The organism is Cognatishimia sp. F0-27, from assembly GCF_020667845.1.
In the GTDB taxonomy this organism is placed as follows: Bacteria; Pseudomonadota; Alphaproteobacteria; order Rhodobacterales; family Rhodobacteraceae; genus JAFMPQ01.
The window spans coordinates 89,423-111,879 of sequence record NZ_JAFMPQ010000002.1; the positions used below are offsets into that span (position 1 = coordinate 89,423).

23 protein-coding genes are annotated in these 22,457 nt (G+C 62.0%); 9 read left to right on the forward strand and 14 right to left on the reverse strand.

What is annotated here, in order from left to right; all coding sequences use genetic code 11:
- The first annotated feature begins 35 nt into the window (after positions 1–35).
- The 3 genes from J1C49_RS01590 to J1C49_RS01600 are packed head-to-tail and all read left to right on the forward strand — an operon-like array spanning position 36 to position 4,215.
- Complete coding sequence (locus J1C49_RS01590; RefSeq protein ID WP_227444040.1) at positions 36–1,046, forward strand: glycosyltransferase family 2 protein; 1,011 nt, start codon at positions 36–38, stop codon at positions 1,044–1,046.
- Positions 1,043–2,740 carry a beta-1,6-N-acetylglucosaminyltransferase gene (locus tag J1C49_RS01595; RefSeq protein ID WP_227444041.1) on the forward strand — a complete coding sequence of 566 codons (1,698 nt, stop codon included), beginning with the start codon at positions 1,043–1,045 and terminating at the stop codon, positions 2,738–2,740. Before J1C49_RS01590 ends, J1C49_RS01595 begins: the two co-directional genes overlap by 4 nt.
- Positions 2,737–4,215, forward strand: coding sequence for a nodulation protein NodH (locus J1C49_RS01600; RefSeq protein WP_227444042.1), 1,479 nt, complete (start codon positions 2,737–2,739; stop codon positions 4,213–4,215). The genes J1C49_RS01595 and J1C49_RS01600 overlap by 4 nt, the downstream gene beginning before the upstream one ends.
- 97 nt (positions 4,216–4,312) lie before the next feature.
- Here J1C49_RS01600 and J1C49_RS01605 read toward each other — a convergent pair whose 3' ends face one another.
- The 6 genes from J1C49_RS01605 to J1C49_RS01630 form a co-directional block, all read right to left on the reverse strand.
- Positions 4,313–4,777, reverse strand: a complete 465-nt coding sequence (locus J1C49_RS01605; RefSeq protein ID WP_227444043.1) for a PTS sugar transporter subunit IIA — start codon at positions 4,775–4,777, stop codon at positions 4,313–4,315.
- Positions 4,778–4,834: 57 nt separating this feature from the next.
- Complete coding sequence (gene hpf, locus J1C49_RS01610; protein WP_227444044.1) at positions 4,835–5,398, reverse strand: ribosome hibernation-promoting factor, HPF/YfiA family; 564 nt, start codon at positions 5,396–5,398, stop codon at positions 4,835–4,837.
- Between the two features lie 280 nt (positions 5,399–5,678).
- Positions 5,679–6,437 carry an LPS export ABC transporter ATP-binding protein gene (lptB, locus tag J1C49_RS01615; protein ID WP_227444045.1) on the reverse strand — a complete coding sequence of 253 codons (759 nt, stop codon included), beginning with the start codon at positions 6,435–6,437 and terminating at the stop codon, positions 5,679–5,681.
- 4 nt (positions 6,438–6,441) lie between these two features.
- Positions 6,442–6,927 (reverse strand): lipopolysaccharide transport periplasmic protein LptA, encoded by a 486-nt coding sequence (gene lptA, locus J1C49_RS01620; RefSeq protein WP_227444046.1) that lies wholly within the window; start codon positions 6,925–6,927, stop codon positions 6,442–6,444.
- A gap of 8 nt (positions 6,928–6,935) precedes the next feature.
- Entirely contained in the window at positions 6,936–7,538 is a 603-nt protein-coding gene (gene lptC, locus J1C49_RS01625) for an LPS export ABC transporter periplasmic protein LptC (protein WP_227444047.1), read from the reverse strand.
- Between the two features lie 26 nt (positions 7,539–7,564).
- Positions 7,565–8,179, reverse strand: coding sequence for a ribonuclease D (locus J1C49_RS01630; protein WP_227444048.1), 615 nt, complete (start codon positions 8,177–8,179; stop codon positions 7,565–7,567).
- Between the two features lie 964 nt (positions 8,180–9,143).
- Here J1C49_RS01630 and J1C49_RS01635 point away from each other — a divergent pair.
- Positions 9,144–9,833, forward strand: coding sequence for a sugar transferase (locus tag J1C49_RS01635; protein ID WP_227444049.1), 690 nt, complete (start codon positions 9,144–9,146; stop codon positions 9,831–9,833).
- A 113-nt stretch (positions 9,834–9,946) separates the two neighbouring features.
- Here J1C49_RS01635 and J1C49_RS01640 read toward each other — a convergent pair whose 3' ends face one another.
- The 3 genes from J1C49_RS01640 to J1C49_RS01650 form a co-directional block, all read right to left on the reverse strand.
- Positions 9,947–10,507 carry an NADPH-dependent FMN reductase gene (locus tag J1C49_RS01640; protein WP_227444050.1) on the reverse strand — a complete coding sequence of 187 codons (561 nt, stop codon included), beginning with the start codon at positions 10,505–10,507 and terminating at the stop codon, positions 9,947–9,949.
- A 108-nt stretch (positions 10,508–10,615) separates the two neighbouring features.
- Complete coding sequence (locus tag J1C49_RS01645; RefSeq protein ID WP_227444051.1) at positions 10,616–11,296, reverse strand: OmpA family protein; 681 nt, start codon at positions 11,294–11,296, stop codon at positions 10,616–10,618.
- Positions 11,297–11,468: 172 nt separating this feature from the next.
- Complete coding sequence (locus J1C49_RS01650; protein WP_227444052.1) at positions 11,469–12,311, reverse strand: bifunctional helix-turn-helix domain-containing protein/methylated-DNA--[protein]-cysteine S-methyltransferase; 843 nt, start codon at positions 12,309–12,311, stop codon at positions 11,469–11,471.
- Positions 12,312–12,502: 191 nt separating this feature from the next.
- Here J1C49_RS01650 and nth point away from each other — a divergent pair, with 191 nt between their 5' ends.
- Together nth and J1C49_RS01660 are read left to right on the forward strand one after the other, a co-directional pair.
- Positions 12,503–13,147, forward strand: coding sequence for an endonuclease III (gene nth / locus J1C49_RS01655; RefSeq protein WP_227444053.1), 645 nt, complete (start codon positions 12,503–12,505; stop codon positions 13,145–13,147).
- Positions 13,144–14,133, forward strand: a complete 990-nt coding sequence (locus J1C49_RS01660; protein WP_227444054.1) for an adenosine kinase — start codon at positions 13,144–13,146, stop codon at positions 14,131–14,133. Before nth ends, J1C49_RS01660 begins: the two co-directional genes overlap by 4 nt.
- 430 nt (positions 14,134–14,563) lie before the next feature.
- On the opposite strand, the gene J1C49_RS01665 is transcribed toward J1C49_RS01660, so the two are convergent.
- The 3 genes from J1C49_RS01665 to J1C49_RS01675 all read right to left on the reverse strand — a co-directional run bounded on the left by J1C49_RS01665 (position 14,564) and on the right by J1C49_RS01675 (position 16,726).
- Positions 14,564–15,631 (reverse strand): 5-(carboxyamino)imidazole ribonucleotide synthase, encoded by a 1,068-nt coding sequence (locus J1C49_RS01665; protein ID WP_227444055.1) that lies wholly within the window; start codon positions 15,629–15,631, stop codon positions 14,564–14,566.
- A 187-nt stretch (positions 15,632–15,818) separates the two neighbouring features.
- Positions 15,819–16,307 carry a 5-(carboxyamino)imidazole ribonucleotide mutase gene (gene purE / locus J1C49_RS01670; protein ID WP_227444056.1) on the reverse strand — a complete coding sequence of 163 codons (489 nt, stop codon included), beginning with the start codon at positions 16,305–16,307 and terminating at the stop codon, positions 15,819–15,821.
- A 194-nt stretch (positions 16,308–16,501) separates the two neighbouring features.
- On the reverse strand, positions 16,502–16,726 hold the full coding sequence (locus J1C49_RS01675) for a YdcH family protein (RefSeq protein ID WP_227444057.1): 225 nt from the start codon (positions 16,724–16,726) through the stop codon (positions 16,502–16,504).
- A 164-nt stretch (positions 16,727–16,890) separates the two neighbouring features.
- On the opposite strand from J1C49_RS01675, the gene J1C49_RS01680 reads away from it, so the two are divergent.
- A complete protein-coding gene (locus J1C49_RS01680; protein ID WP_227444058.1) occupies positions 16,891–17,301 on the forward strand; it encodes an Hsp20 family protein in 411 nt (136 codons plus the stop codon).
- 4 nt (positions 17,302–17,305) lie between these two features.
- Positions 17,306–17,533 carry a DUF1150 domain-containing protein gene (locus J1C49_RS01685; RefSeq protein WP_227444059.1) on the forward strand — a complete coding sequence of 76 codons (228 nt, stop codon included), beginning with the start codon at positions 17,306–17,308 and terminating at the stop codon, positions 17,531–17,533.
- A 534-nt stretch (positions 17,534–18,067) separates the two neighbouring features.
- On the opposite strand, the gene J1C49_RS01690 is transcribed toward J1C49_RS01685, so the two are convergent.
- Together J1C49_RS01690 and trxB are read right to left on the reverse strand one after the other, a co-directional pair.
- On the reverse strand, positions 18,068–20,146 hold the full coding sequence (locus J1C49_RS01690) for a bifunctional sulfate adenylyltransferase/adenylylsulfate kinase (RefSeq protein WP_227444060.1): 2,079 nt from the start codon (positions 20,144–20,146) through the stop codon (positions 18,068–18,070).
- 329 nt (positions 20,147–20,475) lie between these two features.
- Positions 20,476–21,480, reverse strand: coding sequence for a thioredoxin-disulfide reductase (trxB, locus tag J1C49_RS01695; protein ID WP_227444061.1), 1,005 nt, complete (start codon positions 21,478–21,480; stop codon positions 20,476–20,478).
- 401 nt (positions 21,481–21,881) lie between these two features.
- Between trxB and J1C49_RS01700 the strand changes: the two genes are divergently transcribed.
- On the forward strand, positions 21,882–22,382 hold the full coding sequence (locus J1C49_RS01700) for an Lrp/AsnC family transcriptional regulator (protein ID WP_227444062.1): 501 nt from the start codon (positions 21,882–21,884) through the stop codon (positions 22,380–22,382).
- The last annotated feature ends 75 nt before the right edge of the window (positions 22,383–22,457 follow it).

Below are 22,457 nucleotides of genomic sequence, written 5' to 3' on the forward strand. Positions count from 1 at the left end.
GACCGCAGAAAGGCGGTCGGCAAAGGGCGCGCTTCTTGGGTATCTGGACCTCCTACAGGCTGCGATGGCAACGGCGGATTTTGCGTTGGCGGGCTTTGGGCAAGCGCGCTGAGCTTGCGCCCGTGGCGGATCGGACGAAGCGTATCCGGCGGTCCGATCTGCTGGTTTTTGCCACCCAGCGCAACGAGGCGCGGCGTCTTCCCTATTTTCTGGAGCATTATCGCCGGATGGGGGTGGGGCATTTTCTGATCGTCGACAATGACAGCACCGATGGCGGGGATCGCTTTCTTGCCGCGCAGCCGGATGTCTCGCTCTGGCGCAGCACGGCCAGTTATCGCCGCGCGCGGTTCGGCATGGATTGGATGAACGCGCTCTTGACGCGGTATGGGCACGGGCATTGGTGCCTGACGGTTGATCCGGATGAGCTTTTTGTCTTTCCGTTTTGTGATACGCGCCCGCTGCGCGCGCTCACCGACTGGCTGGACGCGTCGCGGATCCGGTCTTTTTCAGCGATGTTGCTGGACATGTATCCCAAGGGGCCGCTTGACGCATGCCGGTATCAGCCGGGGCAGAACCCGATGGAGATTGCGTGCTGGTTCGATGCTGGCAATTATGCAATGACGCGCAACTCGGCGCTGGGGAACCTCTGGATCAGGGGCGGTCCGCGCGCGCGGAGTTTTTTTGCCGACGTGCCGGAACAGGCGCCTGCGTTGAACAAGATCCCGCTGGTCCGCTGGCATCGCCGCTTTGCCTATGTGAGCTCGACCCACATGCTTTTGCCGCGCGGGCTGAACGCGGTTTATGACGAATGGGGCGGTGAGAAAGCGAGCGGGATCCTGCTGCACACGAAATTGCTGGACGGCTTTGCCGCGCGGGCGGAGGAAGAGGTGCGACGTGGCGAGCATTACGGTGCCGCACGGGAATACAGGGCCTATGCACGCGAAGCTGCGCGCAATCCGGATTTCTGGTGCCCGCATTCGGAGCGGTTCCTAAATTGGCGCCAGCTGGAGGTGCTGGGGCTCATGTCCAAGGGCAATTGGGCGTGAGCGTCGGCATCGTTCTTCTGGCGCATACCGCACTGCGCCGCGTCGAGCAGGTCGCGCGGCATTGGGCGCAAGGCGGCTGCCCGGTTGTCATTCACGTCGATGGCACCGTGCCCGATCCGCGATACGCGGCCCTGCGTCGCCGGCTTGAAGGCCAGCCCCTGATCGGCTTCGCGCCGCGGCATCGGTGTGAGTGGGGCGGGTGGGGCATCGTCGCGGCAAGCCGGGATGCCGCGCAGATGGTGCTCGATGGGTTCGAGGATGTGACCCATGTCTATCTCACCTCCGGGGCTTGCCTGCCCCTGCGCCCTGTCGGAGAGCTTCGGGCATTTCTCGCGCGCCATCCAGAGACGGATTTCATCGAAAGCGCGCGCCCTTCGGACGTGCCCTGGACAGTGGGCGGGTTCGAACAGGACCGGTTCGACCTGTATTTTCCGTTTTCGTGGCAGCGGCAGCGCTGGTTGTTCGACAAGGCTGTCACGCTGCAGCGCAGGCTTGGAATAAACCGCGCCAGGCCGGTTGGGCTGCACCCCCATATGGGCAGCCAGTGGTGGTGCCTGACGCGTGTAACCTTGCGCAGGATCCTGACGGACCCGAAGAGGCCGGCCCATGACCGGTATTTCAAACGGGTCTGGATTCCGGATGAATCCTATTTTCAGACGCTTGCGCGCCGTCATGCGCGCCGGATCGAGAGTCGGTCTCTGACCCTGAGCCGGTTCGATTCTCAGGGCAAGCCGCATGTTTTCCACGATGACCATCTGGAGCTGTTGCAAGAGAGCGGCAGCTTTGTTGCGCGCAAGATCTGGCCGCATGCGGACCGGCTCTACGATACCTTCCTGTCGCCCGCGCGGCGCCCGGCAAGGGTGGCGAGCGACCCTGCCAGGATTGACCGGCTGTTCGAAAAAGCCGGGAGGCGGCGGACACGGGGGCGACCCGGTCTCTACATGCAGAGCCGGTATCCGCATGACGGATGGGAAAACGGTGCGACGGCGGGGCCCTATTCGGTGTTTCATGGCTTCACCGATCTTTTCGACGGGTTTGAAGCATGGCTGGCCAAAACCACCGGGACGCGGGTCCATGGCCACCTTTTTGCGCCGGACCGTGCGCAGTTTTCGAACGGGCAACGGTTTGTGTCCGGGGCGCTGAGCGACCATGCGGGGCTGCGCGATGCCAATCCGAAAGCCTTTTTGACCAGTCTGATCTGGAACACCCGGGGTGAGCGACAGTGCTTTCAACACGGGCCGCGCGACACACCTGGCGTGATGACATTCATGGCGCCCGATCCGAACGCGCAGATCTCGGTCATCACCGGTGCCTGGGCCGTGTCACTGTGTCGTTCGGGGATATCGGTTGAGGCTTGTGTTGCAAAAGCGCGGAGATTGCAGGCGCGGGAGCATAAGGCGGTTGCCCACCTGCGCGCCCGGACAGCCCGCGCGCAAATCCGGATCTGGTCACTGGCCGATTTCATGCGCAACCCGGTCCCGAACCTTCTTGCGGTCACGCGCGAGATTGCCACCGCGCCACAACAGCACCTGAATGAAGCCCCCGTATTGCAAGACCTTGAAGGCCTTGCGGCCTTTCTTCAGGCGTTGCGCAACCATGGCCTGCATTTGCCGTCAGTGGGCCCGTTTCCTCAAGACGGCGGGGAGGCGTCTGAAGACATTCACGCCCGCGCAGTGGGCGGCCAGGGCGCATGAAAACAGAGACGAGATCCGGACCGTTCGATTGCTTTGTCATTCTTGGTGCGATGCGCACAGGGTCGAATTTCCTTGAAGCCAACCTCAACCGCTATGAGGGGATCGCCTGCCATGGTGAGGCTTTCAACCCGCATTTCGTCGGCCATCCAAAGACGGCCGACTTGCTCGGCATCGACAAGGCGACGCGCGACGATGACCCGTTGCAGCTCCTCAACGCCTTGCGCGCGGGCGGGCCGGCTTGTCTGCGCGGGTTTCGCTATTTCCACGACCATGATCCACGGATCTTGCGCCCGCTGCTCGATGCGCCGCAGATCGCCAAGATCATCCTCACGCGCAATCCGCTGGACAGCTATCTCAGTCAGAAGATCGCCCGCACCACCGGGCAGTGGATGCTGACGCGCGTGACACGCCGCAAGTCCGCGTTGGCGCATTTCGACGCGCAGGAATTCGAGGCGTATCTTGCCGCAATACAGCGGTTCTATCGTGGCGTGCAGACTGGTTTGCAGCACCGGGGGCAGGTGGCATTCCACATCGCCCATGAGGATCTGGCGGATGTGTCGGTGCTTAACGGGCTGGTGCGCTGGCTTGGCAAGGACGCCACGCGCGACAGCCTCGACCGATCTGTGAAACGGCAAAATCCACAGCCAGCCGTGGCCAAGGTCTCCAATCCGGGCGACATGCGCACCGCGCTCGCCCGGCTCGATCCGTTCGCCCTTTCCACGGTGCCGAATCTGGAGCCGCGCCGCGGACCCGTGGTGCCGAGCTATCTTGCGGGGGCGCGGACCCCTTTGCTCTACATGCCGATCCGGTCAGGGCCCGAGGCGGCCGTGACCCGCTGGCTGGCGCAGCTCGACGGGCAGCCTGCGGCGGCGTTGCGGGGCGGGTTCACCCAACAAACCTTGCGCGCGTGGAAGGCTCAACATCCCGAGCACCGTTCGTTTACGGTCATTCGCCATCCGCTCGCGCGGGCGCATCGCGTTTTCTGCGACAAGATCCTGTCGACCGGGCCCGGGCGTTATGCGCGAATCCGCAAGATGCTGATTCAGAGCTTTGACGTGCCGTTGCCTGAGACGATGGATGGGTCCGATTGTGATATTGACCGGCACCGCGATGCGTTTGCCGGCTTCCTGCGGTTTCTCAAGGCGAACCTCTCGGAGCAGACCGCGGTCCGGGTGGACGCGCATTGGATGTCGCAAGCCCAGTGTTTGCAGGGTATGGCGGAGTTCGCCTTGCCGGACATGATCGTGCGGGAGTCCGAGATGGCCGGCTATCTTCCTGCCCTCGCGCTTCAGGTTGGACATGTCGATCCTTGCGATCCGATCGCGGAGCAGAGCGGGGACAGTGTGCCACTGAGCGCGATTTATGATCCGCAGCTCGAAGCGCTCGCACGCGAGACTTACGCGCGGGACTACCTGATGTTCGGCTTTGGCGACTGGGAGCCGGAGCTCTGCGCGACGGAGGGCGGTCTTTCCTGACGGGGTTGGCAGGGGCGTTGGCCCAGGTGCTGAAACGGCAAGAGGCCCGGGCATGTGCCCGGACCTCTCGAAACGGGGCCAAAGACTGCCACGCCTGTCAGGCGGCCTGTTCCCGCTCCGCCTCCGTCAGGATCGTATACAGCGTTCCGGCGTCGGGGTTCGCCCGTAGCTTGCTGCACAACGCGGTGTCACGCAGCGTGCGGCTGACGAGAGCAAGCGCCTTGAGATGTTCCACACCGGCTTCTTCCGGCGCGAACAGCGCAAAGACAATGTCCACGGGCTGCCGGTCCACCGCTTCGAAGTTGATCGGTTTTTCCAGTAAGATGAAGGCGCCCACAACACTGGACAGCTCCGCGAGCCGGGCATGAGGCAGCGCAACCCCGTTGCCCACGCCCGTGGGTCCAAGCGACTCCCGTTCCATCAACGCTTCGACCGTCCGTGGCGCGTGCAGACCGTGGGCCTGCTCGGCCAGATCGGCCACGTCGTGCATCAGACGTTTCTTGCTGGATGCCGCGGTGACAACCTTCACGGCATCCGGTTTCAAAAGATCCACGAATTTCATGCTCTGCCCAACTCTGGCACCTTGGCGAAAGGTGCCTTTGCCTCGCTTGCGGTTCGATCAGGGATCGATCCACCCGATGTTTCCGTCATCGCGACGATACACGACGTTTACGCCGTCCTTCTTCTCGTTGCGGAACACAAGCACCGGTGCGCCGGCGAGTTCCATTTGCATCACCGCTTCGCCCACTGTGAGAGACGGGATCTTGGTCTCCATCTCGGCCACGATAATGGGTTGTAGCGTTTCGGGTTCGGGCTCATCCGCCCCCGATTCCGATGCGAGGATATAGGAGGCGGCACCGGAAAGTGCAACGGGTTCCGTTCGGTCTTTGTGGTGGTCCTTCAACCGCCGCTTGTAGCGCCTGAGCTGTTTGTCCATTTTTTCGACACACGCGTCGAGCGCGGCGTAGATTTCAGTGGCATGCGCCCGGGCGGCGGCGTTGAGCCCGGTCGACAGGTGGACGTTGGTTTCACAGACGAATTCATGCGCATTCTTGGAAAAGATGATCGTCGCGTCGGTCGGGCGCTGCGAATATTTCTCGAGCACGGACCCCAGTTCGGTGCGAACATGGGTCTGTAGGGCTTCACCGATATCGATATGTTTTCCTGTAATTTGGTAACGCATGTTTGTTCCTTTTATTACGTCTGTTGCGTCGATCCCGGACCACCCGCCCCGCACACGGATCGCGCGCAGGGACAAGAGAACACTGCCGGGTCAGGAAAGACCGCGCCACGTCAGGATCGTATGCTGCCGACCCCCGGTTTCGGGGAGGCTTCGACGAAAACCTGCATGCGTGCGCGTGGTCATGGCTCTATTTGACGAGAGGAAGCATGACTCTGTCAATGAAAACCGACACACTTTATGCGTGTGTCCGAGGAAACCTGGGCCAAACCGGCACAATCGCTCAACCGAAGCGGAAATTGTCGCCCAGATAGACCCGCCGGACATTTTCATTTTCGACGACTTCTTCGGGCGTCCCGGACATCAGCACACGACCGTCATGCAGGATGTAGGCACGGTCCACGATTTCGAGGGTTTCGCGCACGTTGTGATCGGTGATCAGCACGCCAAGCCCGCGCTTCTTGAGCTCTGCCACCAAATGGCGGATGTCCCCGACACTGATCGGGTCGACACCGGCAAAGGGTTCATCGAGCAGGAGATATTTCGGGTCAGCGGCGAGACAGCGTGCAATTTCGACGCGTCGGCGCTCTCCACCGGACAGGGCCAGAGCGGGCGCGCGGCGCAGATGCTCGATGGAAAACTCGCCCAGCAACTCTTCGAGCCGCTCGCGCCTGCGGTGCCTGTCAGATTCGGAAATGTCGAGCACGGCGGAAATGTTGTCCTCAACCGACAGGCCGCGAAAGATCGACATTTCCTGCGGCAGGTAACCGATGCCCATGCGCGCGCGGCGATACATGGGCAGGTATGTGGCATCGCGCCCGTCGATCAGAACCTGTCCGCCTTCCGGGTTCACAAGTCCGGCAATCGCGTAGAATGATGTGGTCTTGCCACAGCCATTGGGTCCGAGCAGCGCAACAACCTCGCCCCGGTCAAGGCGCATGGACATGTCGCGGATCACCACTTTCTTGCGATAGCTCTTGCGCAGGTGCCGCACTTCGAGACCGCTGGTCCCCTCGGTGACCGTCAGGTTGGGACGCGCCATCGGGTCAATTCCCGCCCTGGGTCAGAACCGTGCGCACGCGACCCGACATCTGGGCGGTGCCATCATCGAGATTGACGATCATGCTTTCGGCCGTGAGGGCGTTGCCCCCCTGTGTCAGCAGCACATTGCCCGACATGGTCACGGTTCCGCGCTCGATATCGTAATCGGCCCGCGCGGCCTCTGCGGCTTCTTCGCCGGAAACAAGGGTGACGCCGCCGGTCGCTTCAAGCCGGTCTATCCGGCCGCCACCTTCCGTATAGATGACAACGACGCGCGGAGCGGCAAGGCGCATGTCCCCCTGCGCAATGATGACGTTCCCGGCATAGATGGCGCGGCCATTGCCCTGATCGACGGACAGGCTGTCGGCGGTTACCTCGACGGGGGCATCGGTATCCTGCTGCATGCTGCCAAAGGCAACCTGCGCGCCCTGCGCGACGGCACACAAGGGGATCACTGCGACGGCAGCGGCAATCAGAGCGTTGCGGATCATGGGCAGCATCAATCCTTTTGGGGTTCGTATATCAGCTTTACACCCTCGGTGAAAAGCAATTGCACGTCGCCGTTTTCCCCTTGCGGCACGATGCGCATGCGCCCGGCTTCGAGTGTGCCTGCAGGGCTGGAGCCCGAGACGGGTCCGCGGCTCTCTGCTTCGGTCCTGTCCAGTGATGCAGTGAGCGCTTCGGTTGTGAGTGTGTAGCCGGTTGAACTGTCGATGCGCACACCTTCGCCAAGCTCGGCGGCGCGGGTCTGGTTGGAAATCATGGCCGAGCCAGCGTTCAACGCGATGTGGCTGCCATCCTTGAAGGAGAGCGTCGCGCTCAGGGTATCGGCGCGGATCCTGTCATCGGTATCCGGGATCACGGTAAGCGCTGTCATGGTCAGCACGTCGCCGCGATCGGTCGTGCCACTGTAATACGGTGCGCTGACCTGTTCGCGGGCGGTCTCGCCCGACCCGAGCGCATCGGCAAACGGCACATCGGGCAAATCGGCCCGGTCGGTCGCGAAGAGAAACAGGGTCGACAGCATCGCCAGTGCCGCCAGGGGGAGCAGAATCTTGAGCCACGCGATGATGCGGGAATAAAGCCCGTCAGGCCGCGCCATGCATCCCACCCTGTCGCGGCACCCGGTCATGCATGGGCGAAGATATCCGTATCCGGCCAGCCGGCGAGATCGAGGCGCGCGCGTGTCGGCAGGAAATCAAAGCAATGTTGCGCAAGATCGGTGCGGCCTTCGCGGGCGAGCATGGCGTCCAGCGCCTCGCGGAGCCTGTGCAGATAGAGCACGTCTGACGCGGCATAGCTGCGCTGCGCATCGGTGAGGCTTTCGGCCCCCCAGTCGCTCGACTGCTGCTGCTTCGAGATGTCGACGCCAAGCAATTCCTGCGTCAGCGCTTTCAGCCCGTGCCGGTCCGTATAGGTGCGCACGAGGCGGCTTGCGATCTTGGTGCAGTATACCGGGGCCGCGAGCGCACCAAAGGCACGATACATGGCGGCAATGTCGAAGCGTCCGAAGTGGAACAGCTTGAGCACCGAAGGATCGGTCAGCAGCCGTTCAAGATTGGGCGCGGTCGTCTGTCCGATGGCCACCTGGACGAGATGTGCGTTGCCATCCCCACCGGACAGTTGTACCACGCAAAGCCGGTCGCGATGCGGGTTGAGCCCCATGGTTTCGCAGTCGATGGCAACGACAGGACCAAGGTCCAGCCCGTCGGGCAGATCGCCTTTGTGAAGAGTGATGGTCACGAAACCTCCCATGGGACGCAGCTTTGGTCCGCGTCCCATATCTGTGCCTTGCGTCCGTTTCAACTCCACCAGCCACGCCGCCGCGTCACAATTGGCGGTTCCGCGCCGCAGCAATGGGGCGCGATTCGGGTAGAATCGGGCAAATCTGAGGCCATCGCGTCAAATTGACAGGCGCCGATCTGACGGATTGGGTCGAATTGTAACGTTTCGTGATCACCGCCGCTCACCCGGAGATTGCGCTGTGGAGTTTGGTCGGATCATGATCGAGAAAATTGCGCAGATTTTTTTCGATCTCGGTCCGGGCTGGGATCCACCCATTTCAGCCGCGCAGTGCCAGCTTTTGACTGTCGCTGAATCCTGAACAATATGATGCCATATACGCGGGGAAACTGCGGCGGACTTTCCCATATGGCAGCATAGATCGCCAAAATCGCGCGAAGTGTTTCTGAATTTCAGACAGTGAGGCGCGACCGGCGGGGTTATTGTTTCGGTGTGCTCCGACCGAAGAGTTCGCGTTTAAGGCTGTGAAATTGCTTTATTTTTTGTGCAGATCTTGTCCTTGTTGCCATCTGCGTAGCGCAGGATCGACTGCATTGGTGCTGAATTTGTTGGGTTGCGGTTTGGCATTTACCAAAATGGCTTCACCTTAGGGTTGCAAGCTTCTGTTTAAGTTGACGCAAACCGATTTGAACGGGCATAAAAGCCATGTCGCGGATTTGGCCATTTTCCTGTCTGAATTCGCATAATGGCACTTGGGGGTTGGTGCTTCCACACTGGGAGTAACGGGATGTCTGCCGCGTTGTTTTAACGCGCTGTGTAGGTTGGTCTGCTTTTCATTGGGTCTGAGAGCCTGAGCGGGGCGCGTTGCGTTTCCGCACCGGAAAAGCTGTGTCTGTAAAGACGAAGATCGGCTGCGAGAGACGTTGCCTTGCCTTCCGTCACGCATGACTCATGGGAGGTCATCTTGACACTGCATCTTCGTCAGCCGCTGCCAACGGCGGAGTTCGACACACTGATTGACGAGGCGCTGTCTGCGCGCTCGTCCCGCGTCGTCTACGCGGCTTATGCAAAGCGCGCGTTCGATTTGTTGATCGTGCTGATCCTCGCCATTCCAGTCGCATTCCTCGTGCTTGTTTTCGCGTGGTTGGTTTCGCGGGACGGCTTCTCGCCGTTCTATCGCCAAAAACGGGTGGGTCGGAACGGGACGGTATTCAGCATGTGGAAATTGCGGTCCATGGTGCCCAACGCCGATACGCTTCTTGAGGCCTATCTGGCGGACAACGCGGACGCCCGCGCGGAATGGGCCTTTCATCAGAAGCTGCGGCATGATCCGCGGATCACGAAGATCGGGCGGTTCATACGGAAAACCTCCATCGACGAGCTGCCGCAGCTGTGGAACGTGCTGCGTGGCGACATGTCCATCGTGGGCCCGCGCCCCATGCTTGAGAACCAGCGTGCGATCTATCCCGGCACGGCCTATTATGCGCTGCGGCCGGGGATTACTGGCTATTGGCAGACGTCTGTGCGCAACGAGTCGAGTTTCTCGGAACGCGCGGGGTTCGATACCGATTACCTGCGCGACATGTCCTTCCTGACGGATATCCGCATCCTTCTCAAAACCGTGCGGGTTGTGGCGGCGGGAACGGGATACTGATCCCCTGCATTCGCAGGGAAACCCTGTGCATCCCTCAGACAAAAAAGCCCCGCCTTCCGGTGGGGCTTTTATGCGTAGAGCGGCCGGTCAAATACCGTCTGCCGCGCGCTGGTTCAGGCCGCGCGTGCGCGCATCCATTCGGCTTCCTTGCGCAACAGCGCCATGAGGTCGTCCAGCGCCTTGGCATTCATCTCGTTGGTCAGACGGCCATTCTCATCCCATTGGTTTGACGTCTGGGCCACCATCAGCTCCGGCCCGTTGATGATGCGTGGCTGGAACGGCGCGAGGCAAAGCCGGGTCATGTTCTGTGAGCGTTCACCGCCGGCGCGGCCCGCTGCCGCCGACATGAGCGCCACCGGCTTGTCTTTCCACGGGGCGACGCCCGTGCGGCTGATCCAGTCGAGCGCGTTCTTTAGCGCACCGGAGATGCCCTTGTTGTATTCGGGTGTCGAGACGATCACCGCATCAGACGCGGCGATCTGGTGGGCAAGGGACATGACCTCTTCGGGAATGCCGGGATCGTCCTCGATATCCTGATCGAACAGGGGAAAGCGAATATCGGCTTCGGTGAACTCTGCTTCTCCGAAGCGGCGCGCTGCTTCGCGCACCAACAATCTGTTGGTGGACTCCGCGCGCAATGCACCGCTGATGCCGAGCAGGGATAGTTTGGTCATGGGTTTTATCTCCGAAAGACTGTTTGCGTTTCTCAAGGAGCTACAACGCGAAAGCGCCGCGACAAGGGCTGTCGCGGCGCTTGGCTGGATCGTGAAGGCCGGAGCCGGTCAGGCGTTCGGCAGGATGATGATCTCGACCCGGCGGTTCTGGAGACGGCCTTCCGGTGTCAGGTTGGACGCGATGGGTTGTGCCTCGCCGCGTCCGAAGGTCGAAACGCGGGACGCCGGAACGCCTTGCCCGGTGAGGATCGCCGCGACCGATTGCGCCCGACGCTCGGACAGGCCGAGATTATACGCCGCATCCCCGGTGTTGTCGGTGTGGCCGACCACCTGAACGGTGGTGTTCGGGTAGGCCAGCAGGCTCTGGGCCACGGTCCGGATGTCGGACTGCAAGTCGGGACGGAGCGTGGCGCTGTCGGTTGCAAACAGGATGTCCTGCGGCATGGTCACGATCAGACGGTCGCCGGTGTTGCGAATGGACGTGTCGGAGCCCAGCTGCTGGCGCAGTTCGGCTTCCTGTTTGTCGAGCTGGTTGCCGATGGCGGCACCGGCAGCGGCGCCCACAAGCGCGCCCGCGATGGTCGCGCGGTTGCGCTCGCCCACATCGTCACCGCCGGCCAGTCGGCCCGTGAGAGCACCGGCTGCCGCCCCGATCAGTGCGCCTTGCTTCGCCTGCCGGTTCGGATCGTTTTCATTGAACATCCCGCCTTCGGCACAGGCGCTCAGGCCCAGCACGGCAGTCAAAGACAGAATCAGGGGAGTATTGGCCCGCATATCGAAAAACCTCATGTTTTGGTTGCCCCGTCTATAGGGGGATTGGAGCGTGTTATCCAAAAACAACGCAGTGGAACACGCCCTATTCCCCTAGATTCGGCAGTTTTCCGCCAAGAACAAGGGGAATTCGGTTCCTGTCTCCGCGAGTCATGCGTGTTCCGCAAGCAGCAGACCGAAAGCGGGTCACTCAGGCATCGGCCCGCGCGGCCTCCCAAGCGAGCAAGGCGCGTTTGACGGGCAACCCCCAATGATAGCCGCCAAGGCCGCCGGATTTGCGCAAGGCGCGATGACAGGGGATCAGATAACTGATCGGGTTGCGCCCCACCGCGGTGCCTACGGCCCGCACGGCCTTGGGATGGCCAATCGCTCCGGCAATCTCGGAATAGGTAGTCACTTCACCGGAGGGGATGCGCATCAGCGCTTCCCAGACCTTGATCTGGAACGGCGCCCCGATGAGATAGAGCGGCACCTCGCTTCGGGTCGCGCCAAAGGCGCCCGCGACCCAGGGTGCCAGCGGATCGGGATCCTCGATATAGCTTGCCTTGGGCCAACGAGAACACAGATCTTCCATTGCCTCGGCGCGGGTTGTCTCTGCCACGAAGGCGATCCCGGTCAGGCCCTTCGCGGTGCCCATGACCAGCGCCTCGCCAAACGGGCTGTCGAACCAACCATAGCGGATTTCGAGCCCTGCGCCGCCACGCGCGTAGTCGCCGGGGCTCATGGCTTCCCAGCGCAGGAAGAGGTCGTGCAACCGTCCGCCGCCGGAGAGGCCGGTCGCATGGGCGGTTTCGAGCGTGGTAAACCGCTCGTCGAGCAATGCCTTTGCGTGGCCGAGCGTGAGGTATTGCTGATACCGTTTTGGCGAAACGCCGGCCCATTTGCTGAACAGGCGCTGAAAATGCGCTGGGCTCATGCCCATGTCGCGCGCGAGATCGTCGAGCGTTGCCGCAGGGCCGAGCCGGTCCACGGCATCGATGGCGCGGCGCATGACGTGGTAATGGTAGCTCTGCTCCATGGTGTCCTTGGGCATCGTGTTTCTCCTTTGGCGCCAGATTACGCGCGACGTGGCGCGCAGACGACCCGAATGTTGCGCAACTTCTTGCGGGCCGGGGCCATTGGCCCGGGTCCTGCGGCATGTCACGACCCTCCCCGGCCCGTCTTTGCACACGCAAGGCGCGCAGCGGGCTTGCCCGCGCCCCGCGGACGCTGCATAGGAGCATCATGGCAAAACAGCTCGATTATCACACGATCCGCGAGATCTTCACCCGGTTTGCTGACGCGGAGGCCGAGCCCAAGGGGGAGCTCGACCACGTCAACGCCTACACGCTTGTGGTGGCCGTCGCGCTATCGGCGCAGGCGACCGATGCAGGCGTGAACAAGGCGACCAGGGGCCTCTTTGCAGTGGCCGATACGCCCGAAAAAATGCTCGCTCTTGGTGAAGAAGGGGTCATCGAGCACATCAAGACCATCGGGCTGTATCGCAACAAGGCCAAGAATGTCATCAAGCTCAGCCGGATCCTGGTGGAGCAGTATGGCGGCGCCGTGCCGTGTTCGCGCGCCGCGCTGGAGAGCCTCCCCGGGGTTGGCCGCAAGACCGCGAACGTTGTGCTCAACATGTGGTGGGGCCACCCGGCGCAAGCGGTCGACACGCATATCTTCCGCGTCGGCAACCGGTCTGGGATCGCGCCGGGCAAGGATGTGGTTGCGGTCGAACGCGCGATCGAGGATCACGTGCCCGTCGACTTTCAGCGCCACGCCCATCACTGGCTCATCCTGCATGGGCGCTATACCTGTGTGGCGCGCAAACCGAAATGCCAGGCCTGCCTGATCCGCGACCTGTGCCGATACGAGGACAAGACCCCATGAAGAAGTACCAGGTGGCGGGCATCGGCAATGCCGTAGTAGACGTGATCGCGCGTGCGGAGGACACGTTTCTCGACCTGATGGGGATCCAGAAGGGAATCATGCAGCTTGTGGACCGGCCCCGTGCGGAGACCCTTTACGGGGCGATGGCGGAGCGCGTTCAGGCCCCCGGTGGATCGGTGGCCAACACGCTGGCCGGGTTGGGCAATCTTGGTCTGCGCACCGCCTTTATCGGCCGTGTCCATGACGATGCGCTGGGCCGGTTCTATGCCCGCGCGATGGAAAAGGACGGTACGGATTTCGTCAACGCGCCGGTGGCCGATGGTGAATTGCCCACGTCTCGCTCGATGATCTTCGTGTCGCCGGATGGCGAGCGATCCATGAACACGTATCTTGGCATCTCGGCGGAGCTTGGCCCGGACGACGTTCCGGAGGCGGTTGCGGCCGAAACGGAGATTGTCTTCCTCGAGGGCTACCTGTTTGACAAGGACAAGGGCAAAGAGGCGTTCCTGCGCGCGGCGCGGGCATGTCGCGGCGCCGGCGGGCGCACAGGGATCGCCATCTCCGATCCGTTCTGCGTTGAGCGGCATCGCGAGGATTTCTTGCAGCTCATCGCAAACGAGATGGATTTTGTCATCGGCAATGAAGATGAGATCCGCTCGCTCTATCAAAATGACGATCTTGAGGCGGATCTTGCGGCGGTGTCTTCCGTGTGTCCGCTTGTGGTGTGTACGCGGTCCGGGGATGGGGTGACGATCATCCATGAGGGCACGCGCACGGACGTTCCGGTCGAGAAGGTCGTTCCGGTCGATGCGACGGGCGCGGGGGACCAGTTTGCGGCAGGGTTCCTGTACGGGTTGGCAACAGGGACGGATATCCGCACAGCGGGCCTGATGGGCTGCGCTGCTGCCGCCGAAGTCATCTCGCACATTGGTCCGCGCCCGGAGGCGAGCCTCCCGAAGCTCTTTGAGCGCAAAGGGCTTCTCTGACGGTGGCACTGTTGCCGGGCACTCGCCCGGCGTCACCATGACGTCACGGCTCCATCCACTCTACATGGCTGCAATCCTGGCGGGTCGCACAGGCCAGCCGTTGCGGCGGCTGAAAGCACAAGCGCCTTGTCGATGGTGCCGAGGAGAGCCGCGCCCGGACGGCGTGACGCTGCAGCGGACCGTCGGCGCCGGGACGCTTCATGCGGGGACCACAGCACAAGCGCTTACGGATCTCGGGCGCTCGAGCCGGCATTTGGGGGGCGGCTGCCTTTGCTTTGCGGCCATGCGGGGCGATGCGGGCCGACGTCGCCATCGCTCGCCCGCGTAGTGACGGCAAATCTCGCAACGACGGGCGTGACGGGCATGGTGTCATCCAGTGTCGCGCGAGGGGGCGTGCTTGGGCTGCCTGTATAAGGGCGTCGGCGCGCGATCAGCCCCGGATGATGCGGTTGACATGCCCCATCTTGCGGCCCGGTTTGACCTCAGCTTTCCCGTAGAGATGCAGCGCGACAGAGGTATCGCGGGCGAGCGCCGGAACCCGGTCGAGATCATCGCCGATCAGGTTCTCCATCACCACATCCGCATGCCGGCTGCCATCGCCAAGCGGCCATCCCGCCACCGCGCGGATATGTTGTTCGAACTGGTCCACGACGCATCCGTTCTGGGTCCAGTGCCCCGAGTTATGCACCCGCGGGGCAATCTCGTTCACGATGAGCCGACCTTTGGAGACAAAGAGTTCAACTCCCATGACGCCAACATAATCGAGCGCATTGAGAATTTTCGCCGCCAAAAGCACAGCATCCGTCCGGAGACGCGGCGGGATCATGGCAGGCACGGTGGTGGTCCGCAGGATTCCCCCCTCGTGGACATTGGCGCCGGGGTCAAACGCCGAAACCTGCCCGTCCGGCGCACGGGCGGCGATGACAGAAATCTCCATCTCGAAATCGACAAACCCTTCAAGGATCGCGGGCGCACCGGACATGGCGACAAAGGCTTCATCGGCTTCCTCTGCGGTCATGATCCGCGCCTGCCCCTTCCCGTCATAGCCAAAGCGGCGTGTCTTGAGAATGCCGGGAAGGCCATTCGTTTCCATCGCCCGATCGAGAGAGGCGCGATCGGTAATATCGGCAAAGGGGGCCGTTTGGAGGCCAAGATCGGTGAGGAACCGCTTTTCGGTGAGGCGATCCTGGCTGACGCGCAGCGCTTCGCGCCCGGGCCGAATGTTGCGATGGTGTTCAAGCAGGTCGAGCGCGTCGGTCGGGATATTCTCGAACTCGTACGTGATCACATCGACGGAGTCCGCGAAGGCTTCGAGCGCAGTTTTGTCGTCATAGGCAGCGGTGGTCACACGATGCGCAACATCCCCCGCCGGCGGGTTGGCACCGGGCTCGAAGACATGCGTGCGCAAACCGAGACGACTTGCGGCGACAGAAAGCATGCGGCCAAGCTGACCGCCGCCGAGAATGCCGATGGTGCTGCCGGAGGGAAGAGGTTCCATGTCGATCCTTGCCGCTTGGTCGTCACACTGCACCGGTTGAATGCGCCGCAGGCTCCGGTCGTTCAAGTGGTTTTGTGGAAATTTGCCGATTTGACGGTCGGCTTATCCCGATCCAAGGGTGTTCGAGGGGGTCTTGGGCGTCATCCGCGCCAATTGCCGGCTGCATCTGCACAGCGTGGCTGCACCCTCAGCCGCGCGTGGGCTCCTCGGCAATCGAAGCGGACAATGCCGCGCGCCACGCGTCGAGGCGTTGCGCAAGCGCGGCGTCCTGCAAGGCAAGAATTCCGGCGGCCATCAACCCGGCATTGGCGGCCCCGGCGGCACCGATGGCCATGGTCGCGACGGGAAAACCCCGCGGCATCTGGAGAATCGAATAAAGACTGTCGACCCCGGAGAGGGCACGGGTCTGGACAGGCACGCCGATCACCGGAACCCGTGTCTTGGATGCCATCATGCCGGGCAGATGCGCCGCCCCGCCCGCACCGGCAATGATGACCTGCAGGCCGCGCTCAACGGCCTCCTTCCCGTAGCTCCAGAGTCGGTCGGGTGTGCGATGAGCGGAGACGATACGCGTCTCGTAAGGCACGTCGAGCGCATCGAGCATGTCAGCCGCTTCCTGCATGGTGGGCCAGTCGGATTGGCTGCCCATGATGATGCCAACCTTGATTTCTGACATGGCTTGTCTCCGCGCCGTTCCGATACGTCGTTGGCGGAACTATACAAGTGCGGCCTGCGGGGGCAATCGCCAACGACGACACAGGGCGCGGACATGGCGAGGCGCGCCGGGCGCGGGCGGCTTGTGCAAAGCGCGCCGGGGCCGGTCTGGGTCCGGGCTGAGCGAAGATCCAGGCGGCGCGATGAGCGCGCGCGTCAGGCGATGATATCGGGCAGCAGCCGGTCCTCGATCTGGGCGATCCTGTCTTTCAGACGCAGCTTCTTCTTTTTCAACCGTTGCATTGTAAGCTGGTCGGCGGTGCCGGTGGCCTGCATCGCGCGGATTGCCTCATCGAGGTCACGATGTTCGCGGCGAAATACCTCAAGCTCCACCCTGAGCACTTCCTCGGTCTTCATCGAAAGCTCGGTCGGGGCGTTCATGCAGCAATCCTCACTCGAAACCCGGTGCAGACCCTTCTTTTAGCAGCCAAACCTCTTTTGGCAAAGCCTTGCCATGGCTGAAACGCCTCCCCATATTGGAAGGGTGCTGCGGTTGCCAGAACGGGATCGTCGCGCCACGTCGCTTTATTGCAAAGGACACCACTATGACAAAACTGACTCTTGGGTCCTACCCGCACATGCTTGGCTTCGAGCAGCTGGAACGCTTGCTGGAGCGGACGGCGAAATCGGCCGAAGGGTATCCTCCATTCAACATCGAACAGACGTCTGAAAGCTCCTACCGGATCACGCTTGCGGTGGCCGGGTTCTCAGATCGTGATCTGTCGATCACGGTCGAGGATCGCCAGCTCGTGATCCGTGGCCGCCAGCGGGACGACCAGTCTGACCGGGTCTTCCTCCATCGCGGCATCGCCTCGCGCCAGTTTCAGCGCAGTTTCGTGCTGGCTGATGGGGTGGAGGTTGGTGAAGCCGAGATCGAAAACGGTTTGCTGCATGTCGATCTGACCCTGAGCCGCCCGGAAACGGTGGTTCAGACAATCGCAATCAGGAAAGGGTGAGGACATGAACACACGTCATACATTCGCGAATACGGAATCGGATCGGATCGTTTACGTAAAACCCGTTGCGGTGGCTGATCTACCCGAAGAGGTGCAAAGCCAGGTCATCGGGCATGACACGCTTTATGCGGTTCACAACGCGGACGGGGAGCGCCTTGCGCTGGTCAAGGACCGGAACCTGGCCTTCATGCTTGCGCGCCAAAATGACATGTCACCGGTCACGGTGCACTAAGCCGAGGAGCGCTGAAATGACGGGGCCTCCGGCGATACGGGGGCCTTCAATTTCTCCGATCAGCGCGGTCAGCTGATCCCCAAAATCCGCCGTGAATCATGGCATCGGCCACCACAGGCCGAGATCCGGATAGACGCCCAAACGGCCCGAACGGTCATTGGCCCGACCCTGCGTCATGCTGGCCCTTCCGTGTGGCTCCATATGTCTGCCGTTCTAGGGCGCCAATGATGGCCGCGAATGCCCGATTTGGGATCCCCGGCGCGTTCGCCGCACTGCATATGACAATGGGCAGAACGCCTCGAAAAAAACGCGGCATATGCGGTCCTGCCTGCGTCGCCCTTCTGCCGCCGTGCAAAGGTTGGTCCGATCAGGACCCGCCCGGCGTTTGACGCCGTCATCGACAGCAGATGCGCAGATTGCGGCATCGGGCAGGATCGTCCCCATATCGCGACAGGCAGGACCGGTCGCTTGGCGGCAACAAAAAGGGCTGCGCACCACCTGCGCAGCCCCTTGGCGGTGAAAAAAGGCGATGCGTCACTCGCCGGAGATAAGACCCATGCTTTCGAGCTTCAGGAGCACCTGATGGGCGCAGTTGTCGACATCCACGTTTTCGGTTTCGACGCTGAGTTCGGGGTTCTGCGGCACGTCATAGGGGTCGGAAATGCCCGTGAACTCCTTGATCTTCCCTTCGCGCGCCAGCTTGTAGAGCCCCTTGCGGTCGCGGCGCTCGCACTCCTCGATGGATGTTGCGACATGCACCTCGATAAAGGCACCGAATTGCTCAACTTCTTCGCGCACGGCCCGACGGGTTGCTGCATAGGGTGCAATCGGCGCGCAAATCGCGATCCCGCCATTCTTGGTGATCTCGGAGGCCACATAACCGATGCGGCGGATGTTGAGGTCGCGGTGCGCCTTGGAGAAGCCCAGCTCGGAGCTGAGGTTCTTGCGCACGATGTCGCCATCAAGGAGCGTCACCGGGCGCCCGCCCATCTCCATCAGCTTGACCATCAGCGCGTTTGCGATGGTTGATTTGCCCGAGCCGGAGAAGCCGGTGAAAAACACCGTGAACCCTTGCTGCGACCGCGGTGGACGGGTCTTGCGCAATTCGCTCACCACCTCGGGGAAAGAGAACCACTCCGGGATTTCGAGCCCTTCCTGGAGGCGGCGGCGCAGTTCGGTGCCGGAGATGTTGAGGATGGTGACGTCGTCCTTGTCCTTGATCTCGTCCATCGGTTCGTACTGGGCGCGTTCCTGCACATAAACCATGTGCTTGAAGTCGACCATTTCGACGCCGATTTCGTCCTGGTGTTCGCGGAAAAGCTCCTGGGCGTCATAGGGGCCGTAGAAATCCTCTCCCGCCGAGTTCTTGCCCGGTCCGGCATGGTCGCGGCCCACGATGAAGTGGGTGCAGCCGTGATTGGCGCGGATCAGCCCGTGCCAGACCGCCTCGCGCGGGCCGGCCATGCGCATCGCAAGGTTGAGCAGCGACATGGTCGTGGTGGCATTCGGATATTTGTCGAGCACGGCTTCGTAGCACCGCACGCGGGTAAAGTGGTCGACGTCTCCGGGCTTCGTCATGCCGACGACCGGATGGATCAGTAGGTTCGCCTGTGATTCCCGTGCGGCGCGGAATGTCAGTTCCTGATGGGCGCGGTGCAGCGGGTTCCGCGTCTGGAACGCGACGATCTTGCGCCAGCCGAGCTTGCGGAAATAGGCCCGCAGTTCGTTTGGTGTGTCACGGCGGCCGCGGAAATCGTAATGCACCGGCTGCTGGATCCCGGTGACCGGGCCGCCGAGATAAACCTTGCCCGCCTGATTGTGCAGGTAATTGACTGCGGGGTGCGCCTCGTCATTGGCTCCAAAGACCATTTCGGCTTCGCGTGCCTTGTTGGGCACCCACTTGTCGGTGACGGTCATCGTCGCGAGGATAACACCTTCCTGATCCCGAAGCGCGATATCCTGGCCGTCTTCGATGGCCTCCGCAAATTCCTCGGACACGTCCAGTGTGATCGGCATCGGCCAGAGCGTTCCATCGGCAAGGCGCATGGTCTCGACCACGCTGTCGTAGTCTTCTTCCGACAAGAAGCCCTTGAGCGGGTTGAAGCCGCCGTTCATCAGGAGTTCCAGATCGCAGATCTGACGCGGGGTGAGGTCGTGGCTCGTAAGCTCTGCGGCTTCGACCTTCAGCTTGAGGGCGCTTTCATGCGACACGAAGAGTTCGGGGATGGGGGCCAGGTTGTTTTGCATCGGGCTATTCCTGTCTGACAAAAGGGGGAGAGTGCTTTTCGCGCCAGTCAATTCTGCGTGTAAAGCATTGTATTCGTTTAGCTTGTTTTTGAGAAAACGATCGACAAGGCGGGATTTCTCTGTCGCGCCGCGCCGGGTCAGCGCGTAGGCAAAGCGCTGTCGGCGGTCGCTGCCTTCACGCTGCGAAACCTGGACAAGGCCGGCTTCGGTGACTGCGCGCAAAAGCGCATTGAGACGTCCGAGTGAGATGCCAAGCGCTTCTGCCGTCACGCGCTGCGACGCGGCGGGAGCGGCGTCGAGTTGGCGCAGGAGACGAAACAGCAGGTCGTCATCTGGCAGGGGCGGTTTGGTTGTTGCGGCGGGCATCGTTGCGACTCAAAGTGTGTTCATGCGTGAACACATCGCAGAAAATGCTGCGCCTGCAAAGAGGAAAATTCGGGTGCAGCGGGATGTTGCCTCTCGGCGACAGGTTAGGGCGCGAAATCCCAAGGCGCCGCGGCCAAATGCGGAGCGTGGGCGCGAAGCGATTATCTCTGGTGAGGGGGGTATTGACGAGACTATCGCCCAACCGTGCGCTGGGCCCGCAATCAAAAAAGCAGTGCCATTTGGCACTGCCTTGTTTTTGCGCTGTGAGAAGAAGCAGGCAAAACACCAAAGCGCCCGGTTGCGCCTCGGTCCCTCGCCTGTCTTCTGCGTCAGGCGTCTTCCTGAGCCTCTGCGCCGTAGCCAAGGGGTTCGGAGACATCCTTCCCCGCGTCTTGCCCTTGCTCGGCCAACCAGCGCTCGGCTTCGAGGGCGGCCATGCAGCCCATACCCGCGGAGGTCACCGCCTGGCGATATTTGTGGTCCGTGAGGTCACCTGCCGCAAAGACACCAGGAATGGAGGTTTCAGTGCTGTCCGGTTTGGTCACCACGTAGCCGCCCATATGCGTTTCCAGAACGTCCTTCACCAACTCGTTGGCGGGCGCGTGACCGATGGCCACAAAGACACCGGCGCAGGGCAGAACCTGGGACTCGCCCGTCTTGGTCGATTTTACGCGCACACCGGTCACGCCCTTGGGCATCTCGTCGCCCAGAACCTCGTCAAGCTGGTGGTTCCACAGAACGTCGATCTTGGGGTGGTTGAGCAGGCGGTGCTGAAGGATTTTTTCGGCGCGCAACTCGTCCCGGCGATGGATCAGCGTGACCTTGGAGGCAAAATTCGTCAGGAACAGGGCTTCTTCCACGGCGGTGTTGCCGCCGCCAATCACCACGATTTCCTTGCCGCGGTAAAAGAAACCGTCGCAGGTGGCGCAGGCTGACACGCCGAAACCCTTGAACGCTTCCTCAGACGGCAAGCCCAGCCATTTTGCCCGCGCGCCGGTGGCGAGGATCACGGCGTCGGCCGTATAGACCGTGCCGCTGTCGGATTGCGCCACAAACGGCCGGCTGTCGAAGTCGATCGATGAAATGATGTCGCCAACGATTTCACAGCCCATCGCGCGCGCATGGGCTTCCATGCGCACCATGAGGTCTGGTCCCTGCACCTCGGTATCGCCGGGCCAGTTCTCGACCTCGGTGGTCGTGGTCAGCTGGCCACCCGGTTCCAGACCCTGGACCAGCAGAGGCTCAAGCATGGCGCGGGCGGCATAAACGCCAGCGGTATAGCCGGCCGGTCCGGATCCAACGATCAATACCTTGGTGTGACGTGTCTCGGCCATGTCGTCTCCTCCGCACAACGTGCTCGTGATTTGCGCTCTCTGACGCGCGTTGAGGTGATATAGCCATCCGCAACGCCGGGGAAAAGGGGCCAGAGGGTGGGCTCCTGCCTTGCACTTCCTGTCGCAACGTCCGATATGCAGGCCGAGCGGAGCTGATCGTCATGCGCCCGCGCAGGATACGGATGGTGAAGCCTGTTCTGCGGCGGATGCCTCCGGTCCGAATGCCGCCCCGATCGGGCGGAGAGCAGGGTCAGTAAGACAGGAAACGGCTGCCGAAGGTGGTGCACCTGTGCTGAAAATTCGGGCGCAAAAGGCAAAGATTATTGCGCACTCTTGAAATAATATTGCGCATGTTCTGTATTTTGCTATAACAATCGCCAATCGAAGGGGAGGAAACTTGGATGGCAAGCCATAGGCTCGATCCGATCGACCGGCTGATCCTGGCTGAGCTACAGGCGGATGGACGGATGACCAATGTGGAACTGGCGCGGCGCGTCGGTATCTCGGCGCCACCCTGCCTCCGCCGGGTCCGGGCGCTCGAGGAACAGGGCTACATCAAGGGGTATCATGCCGATGTGGATGCCCGCGCGCTGGGTTTCGAAGTGCAGGTTTTTGTTCAGGTCGGGTTGCAAAGCCAGGCGGAAGCCGATCTCCAGGCTTTCGAAGCGCAATGCCGTGACTGGCCGCTGGTGCGTGAGTGCCATATGCTGAATGGCGAAGTGGACTTCATTCTGAAATGCGTCGCGCCGGACCTTGGGACGTTTCAGAGCTTCCTCACGGGATCGTTGACCTCGGCTGAAAACGTCGCAAGCGTGAAGACCTCACTTGTGATCCGTGGCGCGAAAGATGCGCCCGGAGTGCCTTTCGACGTTCTTGAGGAGCGGCTTAGTCGCAGCGCCTGAGGGTGCTGCGCCCGTCATGCCCAAACAGACGGGCGGCGCCGCTGGCACAGCGCCTTTCTACGCTTTCCATTCGGG

Bases quoted from the DNA above. Each gene is read 5' to 3' on its own strand.
- J1C49_RS01600 (WP_227444042.1), top strand. From the start codon at position 2,737: ATGAAAACAGAGACGAGATCCGGACCGTTCGATTGCTTTGTCATTCTT.
- J1C49_RS01605 (WP_227444043.1), bottom strand. From the start codon at position 4,777: ATGAAATTCGTGGATCTTTTGAAACCGGATGCCGTGAAGGTTGTCACC.
- hpf (WP_227444044.1), bottom strand. From the start codon at position 5,398: ATGCGTTACCAAATTACAGGAAAACATATCGATATCGGTGAAGCCCTA.
- lptB (WP_227444045.1), bottom strand. From the start codon at position 6,437: ATGGCGCGTCCCAACCTGACGGTCACCGAGGGGACCAGCGGTCTCGAA.
- lptA (WP_227444046.1), bottom strand. From the start codon at position 6,927: ATGATCCGCAACGCTCTGATTGCCGCTGCCGTCGCAGTGATCCCCTTG.
- lptC (WP_227444047.1), bottom strand. From the start codon at position 7,538: ATGGCGCGGCCTGACGGGCTTTATTCCCGCATCATCGCGTGGCTCAAG.
- J1C49_RS01640 (WP_227444050.1), bottom strand. From the start codon at position 10,507: ATGACCAAACTATCCCTGCTCGGCATCAGCGGTGCATTGCGCGCGGAG.
- J1C49_RS01645 (WP_227444051.1), bottom strand. From the start codon at position 11,296: ATGAGGTTTTTCGATATGCGGGCCAATACTCCCCTGATTCTGTCTTTG.
- J1C49_RS01650 (WP_227444052.1), bottom strand. From the start codon at position 12,311: ATGCCCAAGGACACCATGGAGCAGAGCTACCATTACCACGTCATGCGC.
- nth (WP_227444053.1), top strand. From the start codon at position 12,503: ATGGCAAAACAGCTCGATTATCACACGATCCGCGAGATCTTCACCCGG.
- J1C49_RS01660 (WP_227444054.1), top strand. From the start codon at position 13,144: ATGAAGAAGTACCAGGTGGCGGGCATCGGCAATGCCGTAGTAGACGTG.
- J1C49_RS01665 (WP_227444055.1), bottom strand. From the start codon at position 15,631: ATGGAACCTCTTCCCTCCGGCAGCACCATCGGCATTCTCGGCGGCGGT.
- purE (WP_227444056.1), bottom strand. From the start codon at position 16,307: ATGTCAGAAATCAAGGTTGGCATCATCATGGGCAGCCAATCCGACTGG.
- J1C49_RS01675 (WP_227444057.1), bottom strand. From the start codon at position 16,726: ATGAACGCCCCGACCGAGCTTTCGATGAAGACCGAGGAAGTGCTCAGG.
- J1C49_RS01680 (WP_227444058.1), top strand. From the start codon at position 16,891: ATGACAAAACTGACTCTTGGGTCCTACCCGCACATGCTTGGCTTCGAG.
- J1C49_RS01685 (WP_227444059.1), top strand. From the start codon at position 17,306: ATGAACACACGTCATACATTCGCGAATACGGAATCGGATCGGATCGTT.
- J1C49_RS01690 (WP_227444060.1), bottom strand. From the start codon at position 20,146: ATGCCCGCCGCAACAACCAAACCGCCCCTGCCAGATGACGACCTGCTG.
- trxB (WP_227444061.1), bottom strand. From the start codon at position 21,480: ATGGCCGAGACACGTCACACCAAGGTATTGATCGTTGGATCCGGACCG.
- J1C49_RS01700 (WP_227444062.1), top strand. From the start codon at position 21,882: ATGGCAAGCCATAGGCTCGATCCGATCGACCGGCTGATCCTGGCTGAG.